The organism is Celeribacter sp., from assembly GCF_048259695.1.
In the GTDB taxonomy this organism is placed as follows: Bacteria; Pseudomonadota; Alphaproteobacteria; order Rhodobacterales; family Rhodobacteraceae; genus Celeribacter.
The window spans coordinates 125,190-144,065 of sequence record NZ_JBLXHL010000003.1 but is presented as its reverse complement, the minus strand read 5'-3'; the positions used below and the strand labels follow the sequence as shown (position 1 = coordinate 144,065).

Below are 18,876 nucleotides of genomic sequence, written 5' to 3'. Positions count from 1 at the left end.
TCCTCCAAAAGTGTCGCGGACGCCCCGATCGCAGGGGCGCCCATTGATATATCGCATAGAGTTTGGCGCACAGATATGACCGCGACCACTGCTCTTTGCGCACAGGTGGTGGGCTTAGCCCATCAGTGCCTTGGCCTCATCGGGTGTCACGGCCGCGGGGCGTTCACAGGTCGTGGAAATATCCACAAATGCGCCCGTCTCGCCCGATTTCATAATCGAGGTCAACACGTCAATGGCATGGGTGGCCAACTCCAGCGAACACCGGTGCGGGCGCCCCTCGACGATGGCTTGGGCCATGTCGGCCACACCGGCGGTGCGGTAGTTCGCACGGGGACGCCCCTCGCCGTCCTCCATATTGGTGACCGCGAACGGGTGATCCCACTGCGCCACCTCTTTGACCTCGCGGTCGGTCCCCGCCATGCGGATCGTGCCGCCAAAGAAGTTCGGGTCAGGCACGAAAATCGCACCCTCTGTGCCGTAGAGTTCCATGTTCTGATGCTCGTGGGCAAAGACGTCCCATGACAGGCTCACGGTGATTGCCGCACCGTTTGCGAACTGCAACAGCGCATGGAAATTGGTGTCCACAACCACGTCGAGCACCTCGCCCTTGCGCGGGCAATCGGTGGTGATGGTGCGCTGTGCGCGGCCCTTGTTCGACAGGGCGGCAACGCGGGTCACCGGCCCCAAAAGCTGTACGAGGTTGGTGACGTAATACGGCCCCATATCGAGCACGGGACCCCCGCCGGGTTGGAAAAAGAAGTCCGGGTTCGGGTGCCACATTTCCATGCCCGCGCCCATAAAGTGACAGGTGCCGGAGGTGATCGTGCCGACCTTGCCGCTGTCGATCAGGTCACGCACCATCTGGTGGGCGCCACCCATGAACGTATCAGGCGCAGAGCCGACCCGCAGGCCCGTCTTTTCACAGATCGCGCGCAGCTCTTCGCCCTCTTCCAACGTCAACACATACGGCTTTTCGGAATAGGCATGTTTGCCGGCCTCCAGAATCCGTTTGGTGACCTCGAAGTGGGCCGCAGGAATGGTCAGGTTGATGATCAGGTCCAGATCATCCGCCGCCAGAAGGGCATCGACCGTTTCGGCCCGCACGCCCTCATATTCAGAGGCGCGCCCCTGTGCGGCCTCCATGTTGATATCGGCCACAGCCCGCACTTCGATGGCTTTGAAGTTTGGTGCAAGATCCAGATATGCCTTGGAAATATTGCCGCATCCGATGATGCCGACGCCGAGTTTTCTCATGTGGTGTCCTCCCTGACGCCGCGCTTAAAAGGCAGCTGCGTTGGTGATTGCGGTCTGTGCGAAGCGGCTGTGGTCGGAGGGGTTGTCATGCTCCATCACGAAAATCTCCGCACTTGTGAAGTTCTGGATCGCGGCCCAGATCGCGGGCCAGTCCATTGTGCCTGTGCCGACATCGGCCCACCCGCCCTCGTCTTCTTTTTCGCCCTCGGGCGCGAGGTCCTTGACGTGCACGGCGGTGATGCGTTTGCCGTATTTTTTGATCGTCGCAACGGGGTCCGCGCCACCGCGCACAACCCATGCAATGTCGAGTTCCAAGTTGATGTGATCGCCCCCCTCAAGGATCAGATCCTCCGGCAATTCACCCGTGGGCAGGGCCACAAATTCGAAATCGTGGTTGTGCCAACCAAAGGTCAGGCCCGCCGCCTTGATCGGTTCACCGACCTTGGCCAAACGCACGCCAAAGGCCCGCCATCCGTTCGCATCCGTGGGGCGTTCCTCCGGCGTAAGATAGGGCACATAGACATGTTCGATGTTCAACTCGTCACAGATTTGCAGCACACGCGCGGGGTCGTTTTCAACCATATCGAGCGCAAAATGGCCCGATTTCATGTGCAGGCCGTTTTTGGCCAACCGCGCTTTGAGCGCGTCGAGTTGATCCAGCTCGTTGTAAAACGCGCCGTAGCCCTCGCATTGCGCATAGCCAAGCGCGCCGATCATATCGAGCGTCTCGTCATTGCCCCAGTTGCGCGACGAAAAAAGTTGGTATGAAAAATCAGTCATGGTTTGTCTCCTCTTCGCGATTTACGCGAGCCATTTGTCATAATCGGACACGAGCAGATGCACGGGGTCCGTATCTTCTTCGATTGTTCCGAACCGCCCGATGGGCTCACGGAAAATATTGTCGGTGCGATCGTCGTTGACGTTGCTCACCTCGCCGATCAGAACGCGGCCGCCCTCGCCCCAAAAGGCGTGCCAATGCCACGGCTCGAGCGTCACGCTTTCCCCCGGTTCGAGACGCAGGCACTCCCCCGCCTTGAGGGTGCGCATCCGCCCGTCCGTCATCACCTCGACGGGAGCGTTCGGGTCGCATGACCCATCGGGCGCACGGGTGAACAATTCAATCACCAATGTCGCCCCGCCACGGTTGATGATGTCCTCGGTCTTTTTGATGTGGTGGTGCATCGGGCTGATCTGGTTTTCGTTGGAAATCAACATCTTTTCGGCATAAAGCATCCCCATGCCGCGTGTCACATTGGCGTCTGATCCGTTGCGCACGGTGAACAGGAACAGCCCCAGATCCTCGTAGTTGCCCTGACCATAATCGGTGATATCCCACCCGAGCATATGGTCGCGCACCATGGCGCCACCATCGGTGACATAGGATTTCAGGCCCGTCGGGTTGAGGTAGGCAAAGGGCGGCATCACAAACCCGAAAGAGCGCATGAATTTGTCGCTCTCCGCGATGATCTCGTTGACGATTGAACGCTTCATGTGTCGGCTCCATAGGTGGCGGAATAGAGATCGCGTATGGTGAAATCAGGTGTCTCGCCTGCGACTTTAGGCGTGAAGGTGATTGTCACCGTTTGGTCGGGCAGCATGGTAATGGCATTGTTGGAGAACCGCCCTTGCGTGGTGGATTCGAGCGAGACAAACAGGCCAAGCGCCTGTGCAGTCAGCGTGATCTCGTAGACACCATCGACCTCGGCAATGTCGTGGGTGATTTCGGGGTTGATCAGGTCATAGGTTTTCCACGCTTTGGGCGCATAGAAATCGCCGCCCGTGGTGGCCTCATCGCCCTCGCCCGCCTGCCATGTGAACACGTAAATCTCGTCATCGTTGAGCGTGCCATGATCCAGTGACACCAGATCAAGCGCCTTTGACGCCCATGCCGACAGCGTTGCATCGGCCAGCGGACGCGCCACGCCGTGCATATTCACAGCCGCAATTTGCACAGTGACATCAACAGTTTCGCCCGTGTCGTTGACCACCTTAAAGTGGTCTTTGCCATTCCCGGGGTTCACCACAACCGTCACAGGGGCGTAGAATTTCTGCGTCATATGGTGCAGCAATTTCCACCCGCCGCCATAATCGAGCGACGACCATGAGCACACGGGCCATGTGTCGTTGAGTTGCCACACAAGCGTGCCCATGCAATGCGGTTTAAGCGAGCGCCAATAGGTCACGGCCGTCTTGATCGCGAGCCCCTGTTGCACCTGTGACAGATAGACAAAGTTCGCAAAATCGACGGGGAAGCGGAAATAGCGGAACATCGTCGCCGCGATCCGTTCATTGCCGCCGTCGTTCTTTTGATGGCTCTCGAATACGGGCGCCGCGATATTGCGGTCCTCAGGGTTTGTGAACATCTCGATGATGTTGTTGGACGGGTAGGATTGGAACCCGAACTCGGAACAAAAGCGCGGTTTGACATCGCGGTAGTGTTCGAAATCCCTGTTTTCATGCCAAACCGACCAGAAATGCATGTCACCCGAGGTGTCGTCATGCCAGGCATCGCCATAGTTGAAATAGCCCGGAGATGGGGACGACGGCCACCAGATTGCGTGCGGATCTTCCTCTTTGAGGGTCTTTTCCAAGGTGCGGTTGAGGCGGTCATACATGACCAGATAGCGGTCGCGGTTGGCCTTGCTTTCGTCAAACCAGTTGAGCGCCCCGAGCAATTCGTTGTCGCCACACCACAGCGCCAGTGAGGCGTGATGATGCATCCGGCGCACGTTTTCGCGCACCTCCGCCTCGACATTGGCCAAAAATGCCGCGTCGGCGGGATAGAGGTTGCACGCAAACATGAAGTCCTGCCAGACCATCAGACCCATCTCGTCGCACATGTCATAGAACCACGTCGGCTCATAGCGGCCACCGCCCCAAATGCGGATCATGTTCATATTGGCGTCCACGGCGGATTGCAGCAGATCACGGACCTCCGCGCGGTCGATCCGGCCCGACAAGGCATCGGCGGGGATCCAGTTGGCGCCCTTGGCAAAAACTTCGCGCCCGTTCACCTTGAACTTGAACGAGGTGCCAACGTCATCATCCTGAACAACCAACGCGATGTGGCGCAACCCGATGCGGCGTTCCAGAACATCCGCGTTCATACGGACCTCAAGGTCGTATAGCGGCTGCATCCCCTGACCCGCAGGCCACCAGAACTCGGGCGCCTCGATAAAGAATTTCGCCTGCGCCACGCGGCCCTTGACCTGAGCCGTGCGGGTGCGCCCGCCAAAGGACATCTCCACGGTATCGCCCTCGGCATCGCCCGCCACATGGGCGGTCACGATCACCGTCACACTGTCGCTCTCAATGTCGTGGTGCTCTTGCGCGATGTGCAGATAATCCAGACGGGCTTTGGCCTTGGTCACGATATCCACCGACCCCGTAACACCAAAGGGGGCAAGCGCAATGTTCCAGTCCCACCCGAAATCACACTGCGGCTTGCGCAGCATGTTGCCGTGGGCAATCGGGTTGTTCCACTTGACATAGGGGATTACAAAATCCTGTGCATCGTGGCGGGCCTTGCCCTCGTCCACCACAGAGCGGAACCGCAATTCGATCTCGTTGGCGCCGGTTTTGGCCACCCCGGCCAGATCGACGCGAAAGGTGCGAAAGCTGTTGTCGGCATTGAGAACGGTTGTGCCATTGACGCGCACGTCGACCACACCGTCCAGACCCTCGGCCACCAATTCCACATTGGTCTCGGTCAGGTCAAAGCTGCGCTTGGCCACCCAGGTGCGTTCGGAAATCCATCGCAAATCATATTCGTTGCGACCCCAATAGGGATCGTCGATTTTGCCCGCCGTGCGCAACGCAGACACGCTGTCAAAAGGCAATGTGACGGGGACGCTATATGCGCCAGTGTCGTCGGAGAAGGTCCAGTTATCTTTAAGTGTCAATGACATAGCCATTGTTTGATCCCTTGTAGAGCGCAGCTCGCATGTCGAGTGACTTCGGGATCCGAAATCGTCAAAACTCGGCACACGTACCTTGAGCTTGATCTGCACGCAGCAGGATCAATCACGCGGTAAGTCGTCGTGACGTCTCGCCCCCCTTTGACGTGGGTGACGGGACCTCGGGTTAAATGTGGTGGCGCGGCGCATATGTCAGATGCCTTGCGCGTCTCGCCCGTGTGTTTGTGGATGGACCGGAGTACGAGCGTCGCGCCGTGCTCCGGTCCGTGGTCTGCAGGCGCCCCTTACAGGCGCTCTTCGGTCGCTTTGTCGAACATCGAGGCCCGCGCGGGGTCAAACCCGACCCGAAGCATATCGCCGGTTCTCACCTTGGCCTGACCGTCGAGACGGATACGGAACGGCTCCCCCGCCACATGGGTCCAGACAAGCGTATCTGCGCCCATCGGCTCGACAATCTCCGCTTTCACATCGATCATCACGGGCAGCTCTTTGTCGATGTAGACGTGCTCGGGACGAATGCCGAACCACGCCGGACCACCGGTTTTGCCCGCAGGGGTGAACTCGTAGCCTTTGAGGTCAATCTTGAGATCGCCTGCGGTAAACAGGCCGCTGTCCACATTGCCCTCAAAGAAGTTCATCGCGGGAGAGCCAATGAAATCAGCCACATACTTGTTCACGGGCTTGTCGTAGATCCCGTGGGGGGTATCGAGCTGTTGGATCAAACCGTCTTTCATAATGGCGATGCGGTCGGCCAGTGTCATGGCCTCGATCTGATCGTGGGTCACGTAGATCATCGTGTTTTCGAGCCGTTGGTGCAGTTGTTTCAACTCCACCCGCAACTCGGTGCGCAATTTGGCATCCAGATTCGACAAAGGTTCATCGAACAAGAACACATCCACATCGCGCACGAGCGCACGGCCAATGGCCACACGTTGGCGCTGACCGCCCGACAAGGCGCCGGGTTTACGGTCAAGGAGCGCTTCCATCTGAAGGATTTCAGCGGCCCGTGCGACGCGCTTTTCGATCTCGTCCTTGGGCATTTTTGCGTTCTTGAGACCAAAGGAGAGGTTCCCGCGCACCGTCATCTGCGGATAGAGCGCGTAGGATTGGAACACCATACCGATCCCGCGCTCGGACGGTTCGGCCCATGTGACGTTCTCGCCACCGATGTGGATCTGGCCGCCCGACACTTCGAGCAGACCCGCTATACAGTTCAACAGCGTGGATTTCCCACAGCCCGAGGAGCCAAGCAGAACCAGAAACTCGCCTTTGGCAATGTCGAGGTCGAGGTTTTTGAGAACCTTCACCGAGCCAAAGCTCAGATCGAGGTTCTTGATGGAAACGGAGACGTTGTCGTTGTCGATTTCAAGTGTCATGAGCTTAGCCTTTCACGGCGCCGGCGGCGATGCCGCGAACGAACAGTTTGCCGGAAACAAAGTAGATGATGAGCGGCACGAGGCCCGTGAGAAGAGTGGCCGCCATGTTGACGTTGTACTCTTTCACCCCCTGCACCGAGTTCACGATGTTGTTGAGTTGCACGGTCATCGGGTAGATTGCGGGCTTGGTATAGACCACGCCGAACAGGAAATCGTTCCAGATGCCCGTGACCTGAATGATCATCGACACCACAAAGATCGGCAGCGACATCGGCAACATGATCTGGAAGAAAATCTGCCAGAATCCCGCCCCGTCAACCCGCGCCGCCTTGAACAGTTCCATCGGAACGGAGGCGAAATAGTTGCGGAATAACAAGGTATTGATAGGCATACCAAAGATCGTGTGAACCATAACGAGGCCACCGAGCGTGCCGTAGATCCCCATTTCGCGCAGGATGATCACAATCGGATACAGCATGATCTGATAGGGGATAAACGCACCGATGATGAGGACGTTGAAAAACACCTCGGAGCCTTTAAACCGCCAGAACGACAGTGCGTAACCCGACACGGATGCCACGGCGATCGAGATGATCAGCGACGGGATCAGGATGCGCACGGAGTTGCCAAAGCCACGGCTCAAACCGTCACAGTTGATCCCTGTACAGGCCTCTGACCATGCCTTGATCCAGGGTTGGAAGGTGATGTTTTCGGGCGGGGAAAAGATATTGCCCACGCGCACTTCGGCCATGTCCTTGAGCGAGGTCATCAACATCACATAAAGCGGCAAGAGGTAGTAGATCGAGAACACGATCAGCGTGCCGTAGACCATGAGGTTGGACAGGGTCAAGGCGCGTTTGGGTTTGGGGCCAGAGGGGCCATCCACCATGCGGTTGGGGGCATTATTGGACATATCAGCCATCTTTCTTGCCCCCGTATTGTAGGTAGACATAAGGAATGAGGATCACGACAACCATCGCCAACATCATGGTCGAGGCGGCAAAGCCCTGTGCGAGGTTCTGACGCAGGAACAGCGTGTCGTAGACGTATTTTGCAGGCACTTCGGACGAAATCCCGGGCCCGCCGGAGGTCTGGGCGACCACGAGGTCATAGACCTTGATGATGCCTGCGGAGACGAGCACCAACGAGGTGACAAACACCGGTTTCATCATCGGAATAATAATGAGCAAATAGGTTTTGATCGTGGAAATCCCGTCGACTTTCGCAGCCTTCCAGATGTCTTCGTCAATGCCGCGCAAACCGGCGAGCATGATGCACATGATCAGGCCCGTGCCCTGCCACAGTGCGGCGATGAGCACGCCGAAAATCACGATGTCGGGGTTGTAGAGCGGGTCAAAATTGAAGCTCTCCCACCCCAGACCGCGCACGATAGATTGCAACCCGAACTCGGGGTTCAAAATCCACTGCCAGACAAGGCCCGTCACGATGAACGACAGCGCAAAAGGGTAGAGAAAAATGGTGCGAAACCCGTCTTCGAACCGGATTTTACGGTCAAGGAGCGCCGCGAGGATAAAGGCGATGAAGAAGGTTGCAATCAGGCTGCACACACCGAAAATCACGAGGTTTTGCACGGAGACGAGCCAACGCGCAGAGCCCCAGAGGCGCTCGTACTGGTCGAACCCGACAAAATCGAGTTTTGGCAAAAGTTTGGAGTTGGTGAACGAGTGGACGATGGTCCAGATCGAACATCCGATAAAAATCACGGACGCGGTGAGGATCATCGGCAAGGCCGCGATCTTGGCGTTGATATTCTTGAACAGACGGTTTGGGCGCTTGGCATAATTGCGCCCTGCCCTGATCTGTCCGGTGTCGGTTACAGCCATTTTGAGTTCTCCCCCTCATGCCGCGCGCGCCGTTTTCAGCGTCTTCACGGGCATAAAAAACCAAACCCGACCGGAGGCTATTCCGGTCGGGTTCAATTGCTACACCTTAGTCAGCTTTCGCGATGATCGAAGCGTAGGTCGCCTGAGCATCTTCGGCGGACATGTCGGATGACCAGAACTGTGTCATCAGGTCTTCGATCTGACCGGAGGTGTCAGGCGAAAGAAGCATGTCGCCGGAGGGCATGGTTTTGCCGTCTGCGAGAATTTTCAGACCTTTTTTCATGCAATCGTTGGCGGCGGAGAGATCCACGTCACCACGCACGGGAAGCGAGCCTTTGTTGAGGTTGAACGCAACCTGAACTTCTTTGGACAGCATCAAAGCTGCCAGTTCTTTTTGCGCGGCCTCGATTTCGGCATCGTCGTTCTTGGGGAAATAGAACGCATCACCGGCGGTGTCGATCAGCTCGTTCACACCCAGACCCGGAAGACAGGTGTAGTCCTCGCCGGCAACCTTTTTGGCCACAGCAAACTCGCCCTGCGCCCAGTCACCCATGATCTGACCGCCGGCCTTGCCTTCGATCACCATGGCCGTTGCAAGGTTCCAGTCCTGAACGTTGGTGTTTTTGGAATATTCACGCGCAGCGGCAGCCGCCGCGAACACTTTTGCGTAGGCTTCGCCACCGGCGACGTCCGCATCCTTGTCTTTGTTCACAGCAAGCCATGCCTCGGGGCCGGCCAACGCGATGGCCAACACGCCGAACGCACCGGAGGACTGCCATGCCTGACCACCCAATGCGAGCGGAACGATACCGGCCTCTTCGAGCGCGGGCATTGCGGCGACATATTCGTCCCAGTTGGCCGGAACAGCCATGCCGTTGTCGGTAAAGGCGGCATTGTTGAGCCAGAGCCACTGCCACGAGTGAATGTTCACAGGCACACAGTAAATGCGACCGTCAAGCGTACAGCTATCGAGCAAGGACGCGGGATGAATGACATCTTTCCACCCTTCGGCTTCGGCCACATCCGTGAGATCGAGCATAAGGCCCGCTTCGATCAGTTCCTGTGCCTGACGACCGTGGTTGAACTGTGTGGCGCCCATCGGATCACCGCCGAGGATGCGCGAAATCATGATCGGACGCGCGGTAGAGCCGCCGCCCGCGATGGCGCCATCGACCCAGTTGTGATCTGTTTTCTCGTTGAATGCTTTTGCGAATTCAGCAACGGCAGCAGCTTCGCCACCCGATGTCCACCAGTGCGTGACCTCAAGGTCGGTCGCATAGGCAGCAGATGCAGCAGCGGTGATCGCCGTGGCACTCAAAAGCGCTTTGACAAGTTTCATGTAGGTAGTCCTCCCTAGATTACGTAAACGTTACAGATCCAACTGAAACGTTATAGTTTTCGCAAACACGCTAGATATGTGATCAATGCGAACCTATAGTCGAAGTATGTCAGCCAATTCCGGCGAAACAAGAAAAATTATCAAAAAACGTCCCCGGACCACATATTATTACTGTTAGCGGTAACTTGAGGGGGCGAAATATAGGGACTTACAGGGTGATTTGTGGGAATCACTTTGGGGCAAAAGAGATCAAAAACGATCCGAATCGCTCGAATCAGGGAGGACGCAAATGACCGATACGCCAGATCACGGCGACGATCTTATGCCGGGTGAGCGCCCGACACTGAAAACAATTTCGCGCATCACGGGACTTGCCGTGGCCACGGTCAGCCGTGCGCTCAATGATGCGCCCGACATTTCCGCCGACACCAAAAAACGGGTGCGCGAATGTGCCGACCGCATCGGCTATCTGCCCAACCGCGCCGGTGTGCGTCTGCGCACAGGTAAAACCAATGTCATCTCGCTGATCGTCTCGACCGAACATGACATCATGAACCACACCGCGCGTCTGTTGTCCTCGATTGCGGGCGGGTTGCGCCACACGCCCTATCACCTCGTCGTCACCCCGTTTTTCCCCGACGAAGACCCCATGCGCCCCGTGCGCTATGTGGTTGAAACCGGATCGGCGGATGCGATCATCCTCAACCAGACCGAGCCCGACGATCCGCGTGTGGCCTACCTCATGCAAAAGGGATTTCCCTTTGTCACCCACGGGCGCACCAATTGGTCCGACACCCATCCCTATTGCGATTTCGACAACCGTCGCTTTGGCGAGTTGGGCATCGAGGCTCTGGCCCGTCGAGGTCGCAAATGCGTGCTTGTCGTTGCCCCGCCCGCCTACCATTTTTATGGCAAGGACATTCTGGATGGCACCAAAGAGACCTGTGCGCGCACGGGTATGACCCGCCTTGTGTTGCAAGATGTCACCACGGACAGCTGCATCAAAGATGTGGAAACGTCGGTGCGTGCCGCGCTCAAGGCCCACCCCGAAGTCGACGCGATCCTTTGCGGATCGACCAACGCCACCGTGGCCGCAATCGGCGGCGCCGAGGCGGTCGGCCGGGTGTTGGGGGAGGATTTCGACGCCTTTTCCAAAGAGGCCACCTCGTTTCTCAACCTGTTTCGCCCGAAAATCCTTGTGGTTTCCGAGGATGTGGGCGCGACGGGGGCGTCGCTTGCGCGTGCCGCCCTACAGGCCATCGACCACCCGAGCCGCCCACCGGTTCAGGAGTTGGCCATTCCGACCTTTGCGGACCCCCTGCGCGCAAAACAAACACCCGAAAACGCGACATAACCTATAGTTTTAAAACACCTAAACCAAGCACTGGAGTGACCTATGGCATCTACTATGAAAGGCCCCGCCCTTTTCCTCGCACAGTTCGCAGGCGACGAGGCCCCGTTCAACTCACTGGAAAACATCACCAAATGGGCCGCAGGCCTCGGGTATAAGGGCGTGCAAATCCCGACCTTTGATGGCCGCCTGTTCGATGTGGACAAGGCCTATGAGAGCGACACATATTGCGACGAGATCAAGGGCATCTGCGCCGATGCGGGTGTCGAGATCACCGAATTGTCCACCCACTTGCAGGGCCAGTTGGTCGCGGTGAACCCCGTCTATGACGAAGCCTTCGACGCCTTTGCCCCCGCTCACCTGCACGGCAACCCCAAAGCCCGCCAAGCGTGGGCCGTCGATCAGGTGACAAAAGTGGCGGCGATTTCGCGCAAACTTGGCCTTGATAACTCCGTGTCCTTCACCGGCTCGCTCGCCTTCCCGTACCTCTACCCGTGGCCACAGCGCCCCGCAGGTCTGGTCGAGGAAGCCTTTGCCGAACTGGCGCGGCGTTGGAAACCGATCCTTGATGTCTACGACACGCACGGCGTCAACGTTGGCTACGAAATCCACCCGGGCGAAGACGTGTTCGACGGCGCGACATTCGAGATGTTTGTGGATGCTCTGGGCGGCCACGAGCGGGCACAGATCAACTACGACCCGTCTCACTTCTTGCTGCAACAGCTTGATTATCTTCAGTTTATCGACATATACCACGACCGCATCTGCGCCTATCACGTCAAGGACGCCGAATTTAACCCCGACGGGCGCCAAGGCGTTTACTCGGGTTATCAAAGCTGGACCAACCGCGCGGGGCGCTTTCGCAGCCTTGGCGATGGTCAGGTCGATTTCTCCGGCATTTTCTCCAAACTGGCGCAATACGGCTACGATTCATGGGCGGTTCTGGAATGGGAATGCTGCCTGAAATCACCCGAGCAAGGGGCCGCAGAGGGCGCGCCGTTCATCGCAAGCCACATCATCGAGCTGACCGACAAAACCTTTGACGATTTCGCGGGTGGCGCGGCGGACAAGGAACAAATCAACCGTATGCTCGGTCTATAAGGGAGCTTTACACATGCACAAGAAACTCAAACTCGGCATGGTCGGCGGTGGGCGTGGTGCGTTCATCGGCGGCGTTCACCGCATCGCAAGCCGCATCGACGGCGAATGGGATCTGGTCGCAGGCGCACTGTCCTCGGACCCCGAACGTGCGGCACTTTCTGCGGCCGATCTCGGGATCGAGGCGGATCGCTCCTACGGCTCCTACGCCGAAATGGCCACCGCCGAGGCCGCCCGCGCGGACGGGATCGACGCCGTGGCCATCGTCACGCCCAACCACATGCACGCCGGTCCTGCCGTTGCGTTTCTGGAGGCGGGGATCAACGTAATCTGCGACAAACCCTTGGCGCATTCCCTTGAAGACGCCGAGAAAATCGCCGCCGCCGTGGCCAAATCGGGCAAGCAGTTTATCCTGACGCACAACTACACCGGCTATCCGCTCATGCGTCAGGCCCGCGAGATGGTGCAAAGTGGCGCCCTTGGCACGTTGCGGTTTGTCGCGGTGGAATATCTGCAGGACTGGCTGACCGAACCCGCCGATCCCGACAACAAACAGGCCGCATGGCGCACCGATCCCAAACGCTCGGGCGCGGGCGGCTGCGTGGGCGATATCGGCACACATGCCTTTAACCTCGCGAGTTTTGTCACAGGGCTTGAGGTCGACACGATGTCGGCCGATCTCACGGCCTTTGTGGCGGGGCGCGAAGTCGATGATAACGTTGAATGCCGGTTCCGTTTCAAAGGCGGCGCCAAGGGGACGCTTTGGGCGTCTCAGGTGGCCGTCGGCAATGAAAACGGGCTATCGTTGCGGGTTTACGGCGACAAGGGCGGCATCGAGTGGTGTCAGGAAAACCCCAACGTGATGACCTTCACCCCGTTTGGCGAGCCGAAACAAATCCTCACCCGTGGTGGAGCGCAAAAGATCGGCTCCGCCCAGGCGTTGCGCATCCCGCCGGGTCACCCCGAGGGCTACCTCGAAGGCTTTGCCTCGATCTACAAGGACGCCGCCGACATGATCCGCACGGGTGATGCGGGCGCGGGTCTGACACCCGGCATCGAGGACGGGCTCACAGGTATGCGCTTTATCAAGGCGTGCATCGACAGCTCGGCCAAAGACGGGGCGTGGGTCTCGTTGTAACCGCGTTTGCCACCTGCAACACCGATCAGGACCGCATGGCCGCCGCCGTGCGGTCTTTTTCATTGAGCGCGGCCATACCATTGGCGTAAAGGGGAGCAACAAAGGGGAGCGGCATGTATTGGGTGGTTGAAAAATCGGTAGGCGGATTGGCACGGGCCGTGGCCGTGGCGGGTGGCGTTGCCCTCTTCACGGTGATCCTTTTGACCTGCGTCTCCGTCATCGGGCGGGCGCTTGATGTCGTCGGGCTACAGGCCATTCCCGGAGATATCGAACTGGTCGAGTTCGGTATCGGGTTTGCGGTGTTTTGCGCCCTGCCCTATGCGCAATTCGCCCGCGCCCATGCACGGGTCGATATGTTGCAGCGCGTCTTTGGAAATCGCATCAACCGTGTGCTCGATCTGGTTGGCGATCTGTTCATGGCGGTGTTCACGGGGTTGGTCGCATGGCGGCTCTATCTGGGAATGCTTGAAAAAGGCGCCTATGGCGAGACCAGTTTTATCCTGCAAATTCCGGTGGTTTGGGGCTACCGTGCCGCGATGCTTGCCTGCACCGCCGGCGTGATCGTGGCGCTTTTTTGCGTGTTGCGCGCCACCCGCGCCCTCATCGGCAAGGAGGCCTGACATGAGCCGGTTCGAAATTGGCCTCTGGTCCTTTCCCGTCCTTCTGATCCTGATCTTTTTGCGCGTGCCGATCGGGGTCGCCATGTTCGCGGTCGGATTTGGCGGCGCCTATGTGCTCAACGGCAACACGATCATGGTGATGAGCCAACTCAAACACCTCGTCTATGGCGAGTTTTCGTCCTATTCGTTTTCCATCATCCCGCTGTTCTTGCTCATGGGGCATTTCGCGACCTTGGGCGGCATGTCGGCGGCGCTGTTCAAGGCCTCGGAAACATGGCTCGGCCACCGCAAAGGCGGCGTGGCGATGGCCGCCATTGGCGCCTGTGCGGGCTTTGGTGCCATCTGCGGATCGTCCTTGGCCACAGCGGCAACCATGGGCAAAGTGGCCCTGCCGGAATTGCGCAAATACGGCTACACGGGGCGCTTGGCCACGGGCGCATTGGCGGCGGGCGGCACGCTTGGCATCCTGATACCGCCGTCGGTGATTTTGGTCATCTATGCGATGCTCGCCGAGGAAAACATCGCCAAACTGTTTGTCGCGGCCTTTGTCCCCGGTCTTTTGGCGGCCCTCGGTTATGTCATCTGCATCGCGATCTATGTCCGCGTGCGCCCGCACAGCAGCGGCGTGCGTGACAAAGCCTCGTTGGGCGAACGGCTTCGGGCGTTTTGGGATGTGGCACCTGTGTTGGCAATCTTTACCATGGTCGTCGGCGGAATTTACCTCGGGGTTTTCACCCCGACCGAAGCCGCCGCCGTGGGCGCGGCCGGCACGGGCATTCTGGCGCTCACCTCGGGCGGGCTGACATGGGGAAAAACCGTCGAGGCGACACTGGAAACCGCAGGATCCACGGGGATGATTTTCCTGATCCTGATCGGCGCAAAGGTGTTCAACAACTTTCTGGCGCTCTCTGGCGTGCCGCAATCAGCGGCGGCATGGGCGGGCGCATTGGAGGTCTCCCCCTGGCTGATCCTTGCCACCGTGTTGCTGCTCTATCTGGCCTTCGGGTGCATCATGGACAGCCTGTCGATGATCTTTCTCACCGTGCCGATCATCTTTCCGATCATGGCGGCCCTCGATTTCGGTGTGGCGCCGTCCGAGTTCGGATTGTGGTTCGGCATTCTGGTCCTGATCGTGGTGGAGGTCGGGTTGATCACCCCGCCTGTCGGGATGAACCTGTTTATTATCAACGCGATGGCCAAAGACATTCCCATCTCCGAGACGTTCAAAGGCACCCTGCCCTTTGTTGTCACCGATCTGGTGCGTGTGGCCCTTCTGGTGGCGTTTCCCGCGCTCACACTCGGCCTTGTGCGGTGGATGTACTAGCGACATGAAACGCCCGCCACACCGGAAGGGCGTTTCATATCATCGGACGTTCAGGCGGTGGCCGTTGCCGGCGTCGCGGGTTTGGTCACATCGCCCAAGGCCTTCATCGCGGCGTATTGGCTCAGGAACACCTGCCCCGTCAGATCATGCAGCAGATGCGATTTTTGCAACCGGTCCATCACCGGCCCCTTGACCTCCGACAGGTGCAACTTGATCCCGCCGTCCTGCAAGCGCTTGTTGATTTCCTCAAGGCTTTCCAAAGCGGAGCTGTCAATCTCGTTGACCGCAGGACACATCAACACCACGTGTTTGACGTCGCAATCCTCCGCGATGCGATCAAGGATATAGTCCTCCAGAAACCGCGCATTGGCGAAATACAGGCTCTCGTCCACACGGATCGTCACCAGTTCGGGCGTGGTCAGCACTTCGTGGCGCTTGATATTGCGGAAATGCTCTGTGCCCGGCACCAGACCCACCTCGGCCACATGCGGCCGCGAGGTTTTGTACAGATGCAGACCGACCGAGAGCATGACCCCTGCGGACACGCCCGTTTCGACACCAAAGCCCAAGGTGAGCAAAATCGTGGCGAGCACGGCGGCAAAATCCCCCTTTGAATAGCCCCATGTTGTTTTCAAAATCGAGAAATCAACAAGCGACAACACGGCCACAATGATGGTCGCGGCCAGCGTGGCAACGGGGAGGAAATATAACAGTGGCGTCAAAAAGAGTGCGGCAAAGGCGATGCCAATGGCGGTAAACGCCCCCGCGGCCGGCGTCTCTGCCCCTGCATCGAAATTGACCACCGAGCGGGCGAAACCGCCCGTGACGGGATAGCCGCCCGAAATGGCGGCGGCCACGTTGGATGCACCAAGGCCAATCAGCTCCTGATCGGGCACGATGCGTTGGCGTTTTTTGGCGGCAAGCGTTTGCGCCACGGAGACGGACTCGACAAAGCCGATAATGGAGATGAGGATCGCCGCGCCAAACAATTGCGCCCACACCTCGCCCGAGAAGGCGGGCAGCGTCAACGGCGGCAATCCGCGCGGCACATCGCCCACGATTTTCACGCCGTGGTTTTGCAACTGGAACAGCGCGGAGGCAAGTGTCGTCACCACAACGGCGGCCACAGGCCCCGCTTTGGCGGCGATATCGGCCATGCGCGGCGTGAAGCCCTTGGCGATGAGGAACGGCTTTAACCCCTTGCGCACCCAGAACAAAAACGCCGTGGCCGCAACACCGATGACGAGCGTTATGACATTCACGTCACCGATATTCTCGATGATACCGCCGATCCGCTCGGGCAAGGTATGCCCGCCCGCCGAAATGCCCAACAGGTGTTTGACCTGCGAGGCGGCGATCAGGATGCCCGAGGCGGTGATAAAGCCCGCAATCACCGGATGGCTCAGGAAGTTGGCGAAAAAACCAAGCCGGAACAGACCCATAGCAAGCAGAATTAAACCAGACAAAAAGGCCAGAGTGATCGCGGCGGCGGCATATTCCGCCGTGCCTTGCAATGCCATATTGCCCACAACCGAGGCGGTCATCAGCGACACAACGGCCACAGGCCCCACGGCCAAGGCCCGCGATGTGCCGAAAATGGCGTAGGCCACGAGCGGCAGGATAGACGCGTAAAGCCCCATCTCGGCGGGCAGCCCCGCGAGCAGCGCATAGGCAAGCGATTGCGGGATCAACATGATGGTCACAATCAATGCGGCGATGCCGTCATTGGTAAAGGTGTCCATATTGTATTTCGATCCCCAATCCAGAATGGGGAGATAACGGCGCATTTTGCGTGGATCAAACGACACGGGCGGGCTGACCTTTTCTAAGGGGGGCGGACAACAGGCCCCCGAAAGGCGGCCTGTTAAAGGGATGGGAGGAACCGGTTATTTCGCGGTGACTTTTTCCGGCTTGATCAGCCATTCCTTACCGCGCAGCATGGCTTTCCAATAGACAGGTGGCAGGATTTGCTCTTTCAAAATCCACGCCCGCCGTGTCGCCTTGGTGCCATCCAGTGCCCATTTGGGGAAGGACGGCAACAACACTCCGCCATAGCCGAATTCGGCCAGAACGATCTTGCCCTTTTCGACGGTGAGGGGACAGGATCCGTAGCCGTTATAGGCGGCTTGCGGGCCTTTTCCGTCGATGTCGGCGGCGATATTGGCGGCCACAACGGGCGCCTGCATCCGTGCGGCGGCGGCGGTTTTGGCGTTTGGCGCGTTCATCACATCCCCAAGCGACCAGATGTTTTCAAAGGTTTTGTGGCGCAGCGTGACCTGATCCACATCGACCCAACCACCGGCATCAACCAGGGGCGAGACGCGGATAAAATCGGGGGCGGTTTGCGGCGGACAGACGTGCAGCATGTCGAACTCGACCGTTACGGTTTCGGGCGCGGCATCAGGTTTATTGACCTCGAACGTGGCGGTTTTGTTGGGTCCATCCACGGCAATGAGGTTGTGAAAGAAATTGAGCTTGGCGTCATAGCGTTTGACGTATTCCTCAAGGGCAGGCACGTAATCTTTCACCCCGAACAACACACCACCGGCGTTCATGAACTGGATGTCCATCTTGGCAAGCTTGCCCTGTTTTTCCCATTCGGACGCCGACAGGTACATGGCCTTTTGCGGCGCACCGGCACATTTGATCGGCATCGGCGGTTGGGTGAAAATTGCGCGGCCACCGGTTTGCTTTTGCACGAGCTTCCACGTGTAAGGGGCCAAATCGTAACGGTAATTCGACGTCACGCCATTCTTGCCAAGCGTCTCTTCGAGGCCTTTGATCTTGCCCCAATCCAGTTTGAGACCCGGACAGACGATGAGGCGGTTGTATTTCACCACGCGGCAGCCATCCAGAATGATCGCATCATTCTCGGGCTCGAACGCGGCGACCGCCGATTTGATCCAATGCACCCCGCGCGGGATGAGAGACCCCATGGTTTTGGCTGTGGTTTGCGCATCAAACACACCCGCGCCGACCATCGTCCAACCGGGTTGATAGTAATGGATGTCGGCGGGGTCGATGATTGCGATCTCAAGGTTGGGTTTGCGCGATCTGAGAGACGAGGCCACGGCGACCCCTGCGGCCCCCGCCCCAATGATCACAACGTCATATCGTGCGTCCTCGACGCTATCGGTGGGCGTCACGCCACCATTGGCGATGCGGCGTGCCACACCCGTCATGTCGTAGCCCGCCGCCTTGGTCGCGGCGAGAATATCGACGACGGATTTTTCATTGGCCATCGCCAGCGACCACAGCGTCGCGGTGCGCGTGCCTGTGCGGCAATAGCCGAACACCGGACCGGGCAATTCAGTGAGTGCAGCACGGAACTCGGCGGCGGTCTCTTCGGTCACAATACCGGGGGTGACGGGCAGATAGCGGAATTCGAGCCCTGCGTCTTTGGCGGCCTTTTCGATCTCGCCGTGGCTCGGTTGATCGGCGGCCTCGCCATCGGGGCGGTTGCACACCACGGAACGAAACCCGCGGCGCGCCAGTTTGGTCAGATCATCGAGTTGAATTTGGCCGGAAACGGTCAGGCCATCCGAAATTTTCTTAAGATCCATATGTGCGTCTCCTCGCAAAAAGCCGCTGACCATCTCCAACTGTGGTCATAAG

Annotated in this window: 15 protein-coding genes; 5 read left to right on the top strand and 10 right to left on the bottom strand. The window is 58.6% G+C overall.

Annotation, left to right across the window (positions count from 1 at the left end):
* Positions 1-114: 114 nt before the first annotated feature.
* From ACN0Q0_RS06565 to ACN0Q0_RS06530, 8 genes are all read right to left on the bottom strand, one after another.
* Positions 115-1,254, bottom strand: coding sequence for a Gfo/Idh/MocA family protein (locus ACN0Q0_RS06565; RefSeq protein WP_417242585.1), 1,140 nt, complete (start codon positions 1,252-1,254; stop codon positions 115-117).
* 24 nt (positions 1,255-1,278) lie between these two features.
* The gene (locus tag ACN0Q0_RS06560; RefSeq protein ID WP_417242584.1) at positions 1,279-2,034 is read right to left on the bottom strand and encodes a sugar phosphate isomerase/epimerase family protein; all 756 of its coding nucleotides are present in this window, start codon (positions 2,032-2,034) and stop codon (positions 1,279-1,281) included.
* Between the two features lie 21 nt (positions 2,035-2,055).
* Positions 2,056-2,745 (bottom strand): D-lyxose/D-mannose family sugar isomerase, encoded by a 690-nt coding sequence (locus ACN0Q0_RS06555; protein ID WP_417242583.1) that lies wholly within the window; start codon positions 2,743-2,745, stop codon positions 2,056-2,058.
* Positions 2,742-5,168, bottom strand: a complete 2,427-nt coding sequence (locus ACN0Q0_RS06550) for a beta-mannosidase (protein ID WP_417242582.1) — start codon at positions 5,166-5,168, stop codon at positions 2,742-2,744. Before ACN0Q0_RS06550 ends, ACN0Q0_RS06555 begins: the two co-directional genes overlap by 4 nt.
* 287 nt (positions 5,169-5,455) lie before the next feature.
* Complete coding sequence (locus tag ACN0Q0_RS06545; RefSeq protein ID WP_417242581.1) at positions 5,456-6,547, bottom strand: ABC transporter ATP-binding protein; 1,092 nt, start codon at positions 6,545-6,547, stop codon at positions 5,456-5,458.
* 4 nt (positions 6,548-6,551) lie between these two features.
* Complete coding sequence (locus ACN0Q0_RS06540; RefSeq protein WP_417242580.1) at positions 6,552-7,469, bottom strand: carbohydrate ABC transporter permease; 918 nt, start codon at positions 7,467-7,469, stop codon at positions 6,552-6,554.
* Positions 7,462-8,391: a carbohydrate ABC transporter permease gene (locus ACN0Q0_RS06535; RefSeq protein WP_417242579.1), complete on the bottom strand. Its 930-nt coding sequence runs from the start codon at positions 8,389-8,391 to the stop codon at positions 7,462-7,464. The genes ACN0Q0_RS06540 and ACN0Q0_RS06535 overlap by 8 nt, the downstream gene beginning before the upstream one ends.
* A 106-nt stretch (positions 8,392-8,497) precedes the next feature.
* Positions 8,498-9,730 (bottom strand): ABC transporter substrate-binding protein, encoded by a 1,233-nt coding sequence (locus tag ACN0Q0_RS06530; RefSeq protein WP_417242578.1) that lies wholly within the window; start codon positions 9,728-9,730, stop codon positions 8,498-8,500.
* 289 nt (positions 9,731-10,019) lie between these two features.
* Between ACN0Q0_RS06530 and ACN0Q0_RS06525 the strand changes: the two genes are divergently transcribed.
* The 5 genes from ACN0Q0_RS06525 to ACN0Q0_RS06505 all read left to right on the top strand — a co-directional run bounded on the left by ACN0Q0_RS06525 (position 10,020) and on the right by ACN0Q0_RS06505 (position 15,261).
* Positions 10,020-11,084 carry a LacI family transcriptional regulator gene (locus tag ACN0Q0_RS06525; RefSeq protein WP_417242577.1) on the top strand — a complete coding sequence of 355 codons (1,065 nt, stop codon included), beginning with the start codon at positions 10,020-10,022 and terminating at the stop codon, positions 11,082-11,084.
* Between the two features lie 42 nt (positions 11,085-11,126).
* A complete protein-coding gene (locus ACN0Q0_RS06520) occupies positions 11,127-12,182 on the top strand; it encodes a sugar phosphate isomerase/epimerase family protein (RefSeq protein ID WP_417242576.1) in 1,056 nt (351 codons plus the stop codon).
* Between the two features lie 13 nt (positions 12,183-12,195).
* Complete coding sequence (locus tag ACN0Q0_RS06515) at positions 12,196-13,317, top strand: Gfo/Idh/MocA family protein (RefSeq protein ID WP_417242575.1); 1,122 nt, start codon at positions 12,196-12,198, stop codon at positions 13,315-13,317.
* 113 nt (positions 13,318-13,430) lie between these two features.
* Positions 13,431-13,937 carry a TRAP transporter small permease gene (locus ACN0Q0_RS06510; RefSeq protein WP_417242574.1) on the top strand — a complete coding sequence of 169 codons (507 nt, stop codon included), beginning with the start codon at positions 13,431-13,433 and terminating at the stop codon, positions 13,935-13,937.
* A gap of 1 nt (position 13,938) precedes the next feature.
* Positions 13,939-15,261: a TRAP transporter large permease gene (locus ACN0Q0_RS06505; RefSeq protein WP_417242573.1), complete on the top strand. Its 1,323-nt coding sequence runs from the start codon at positions 13,939-13,941 to the stop codon at positions 15,259-15,261.
* A 50-nt stretch (positions 15,262-15,311) separates the two neighbouring features.
* Here ACN0Q0_RS06505 and ACN0Q0_RS06500 read toward each other — a convergent pair whose 3' ends face one another.
* Positions 15,312-17,048 (bottom strand): SulP family inorganic anion transporter, encoded by a 1,737-nt coding sequence (locus ACN0Q0_RS06500; protein WP_417242572.1) that lies wholly within the window; start codon positions 17,046-17,048, stop codon positions 15,312-15,314.
* A gap of 99 nt (positions 17,049-17,147) precedes the next feature.
* Positions 17,148-18,824, bottom strand: coding sequence for a TIGR01244 family sulfur transferase (locus ACN0Q0_RS06495; RefSeq protein WP_417242571.1), 1,677 nt, complete (start codon positions 18,822-18,824; stop codon positions 17,148-17,150).
* Positions 18,825-18,876 lie beyond the last annotated feature (52 nt).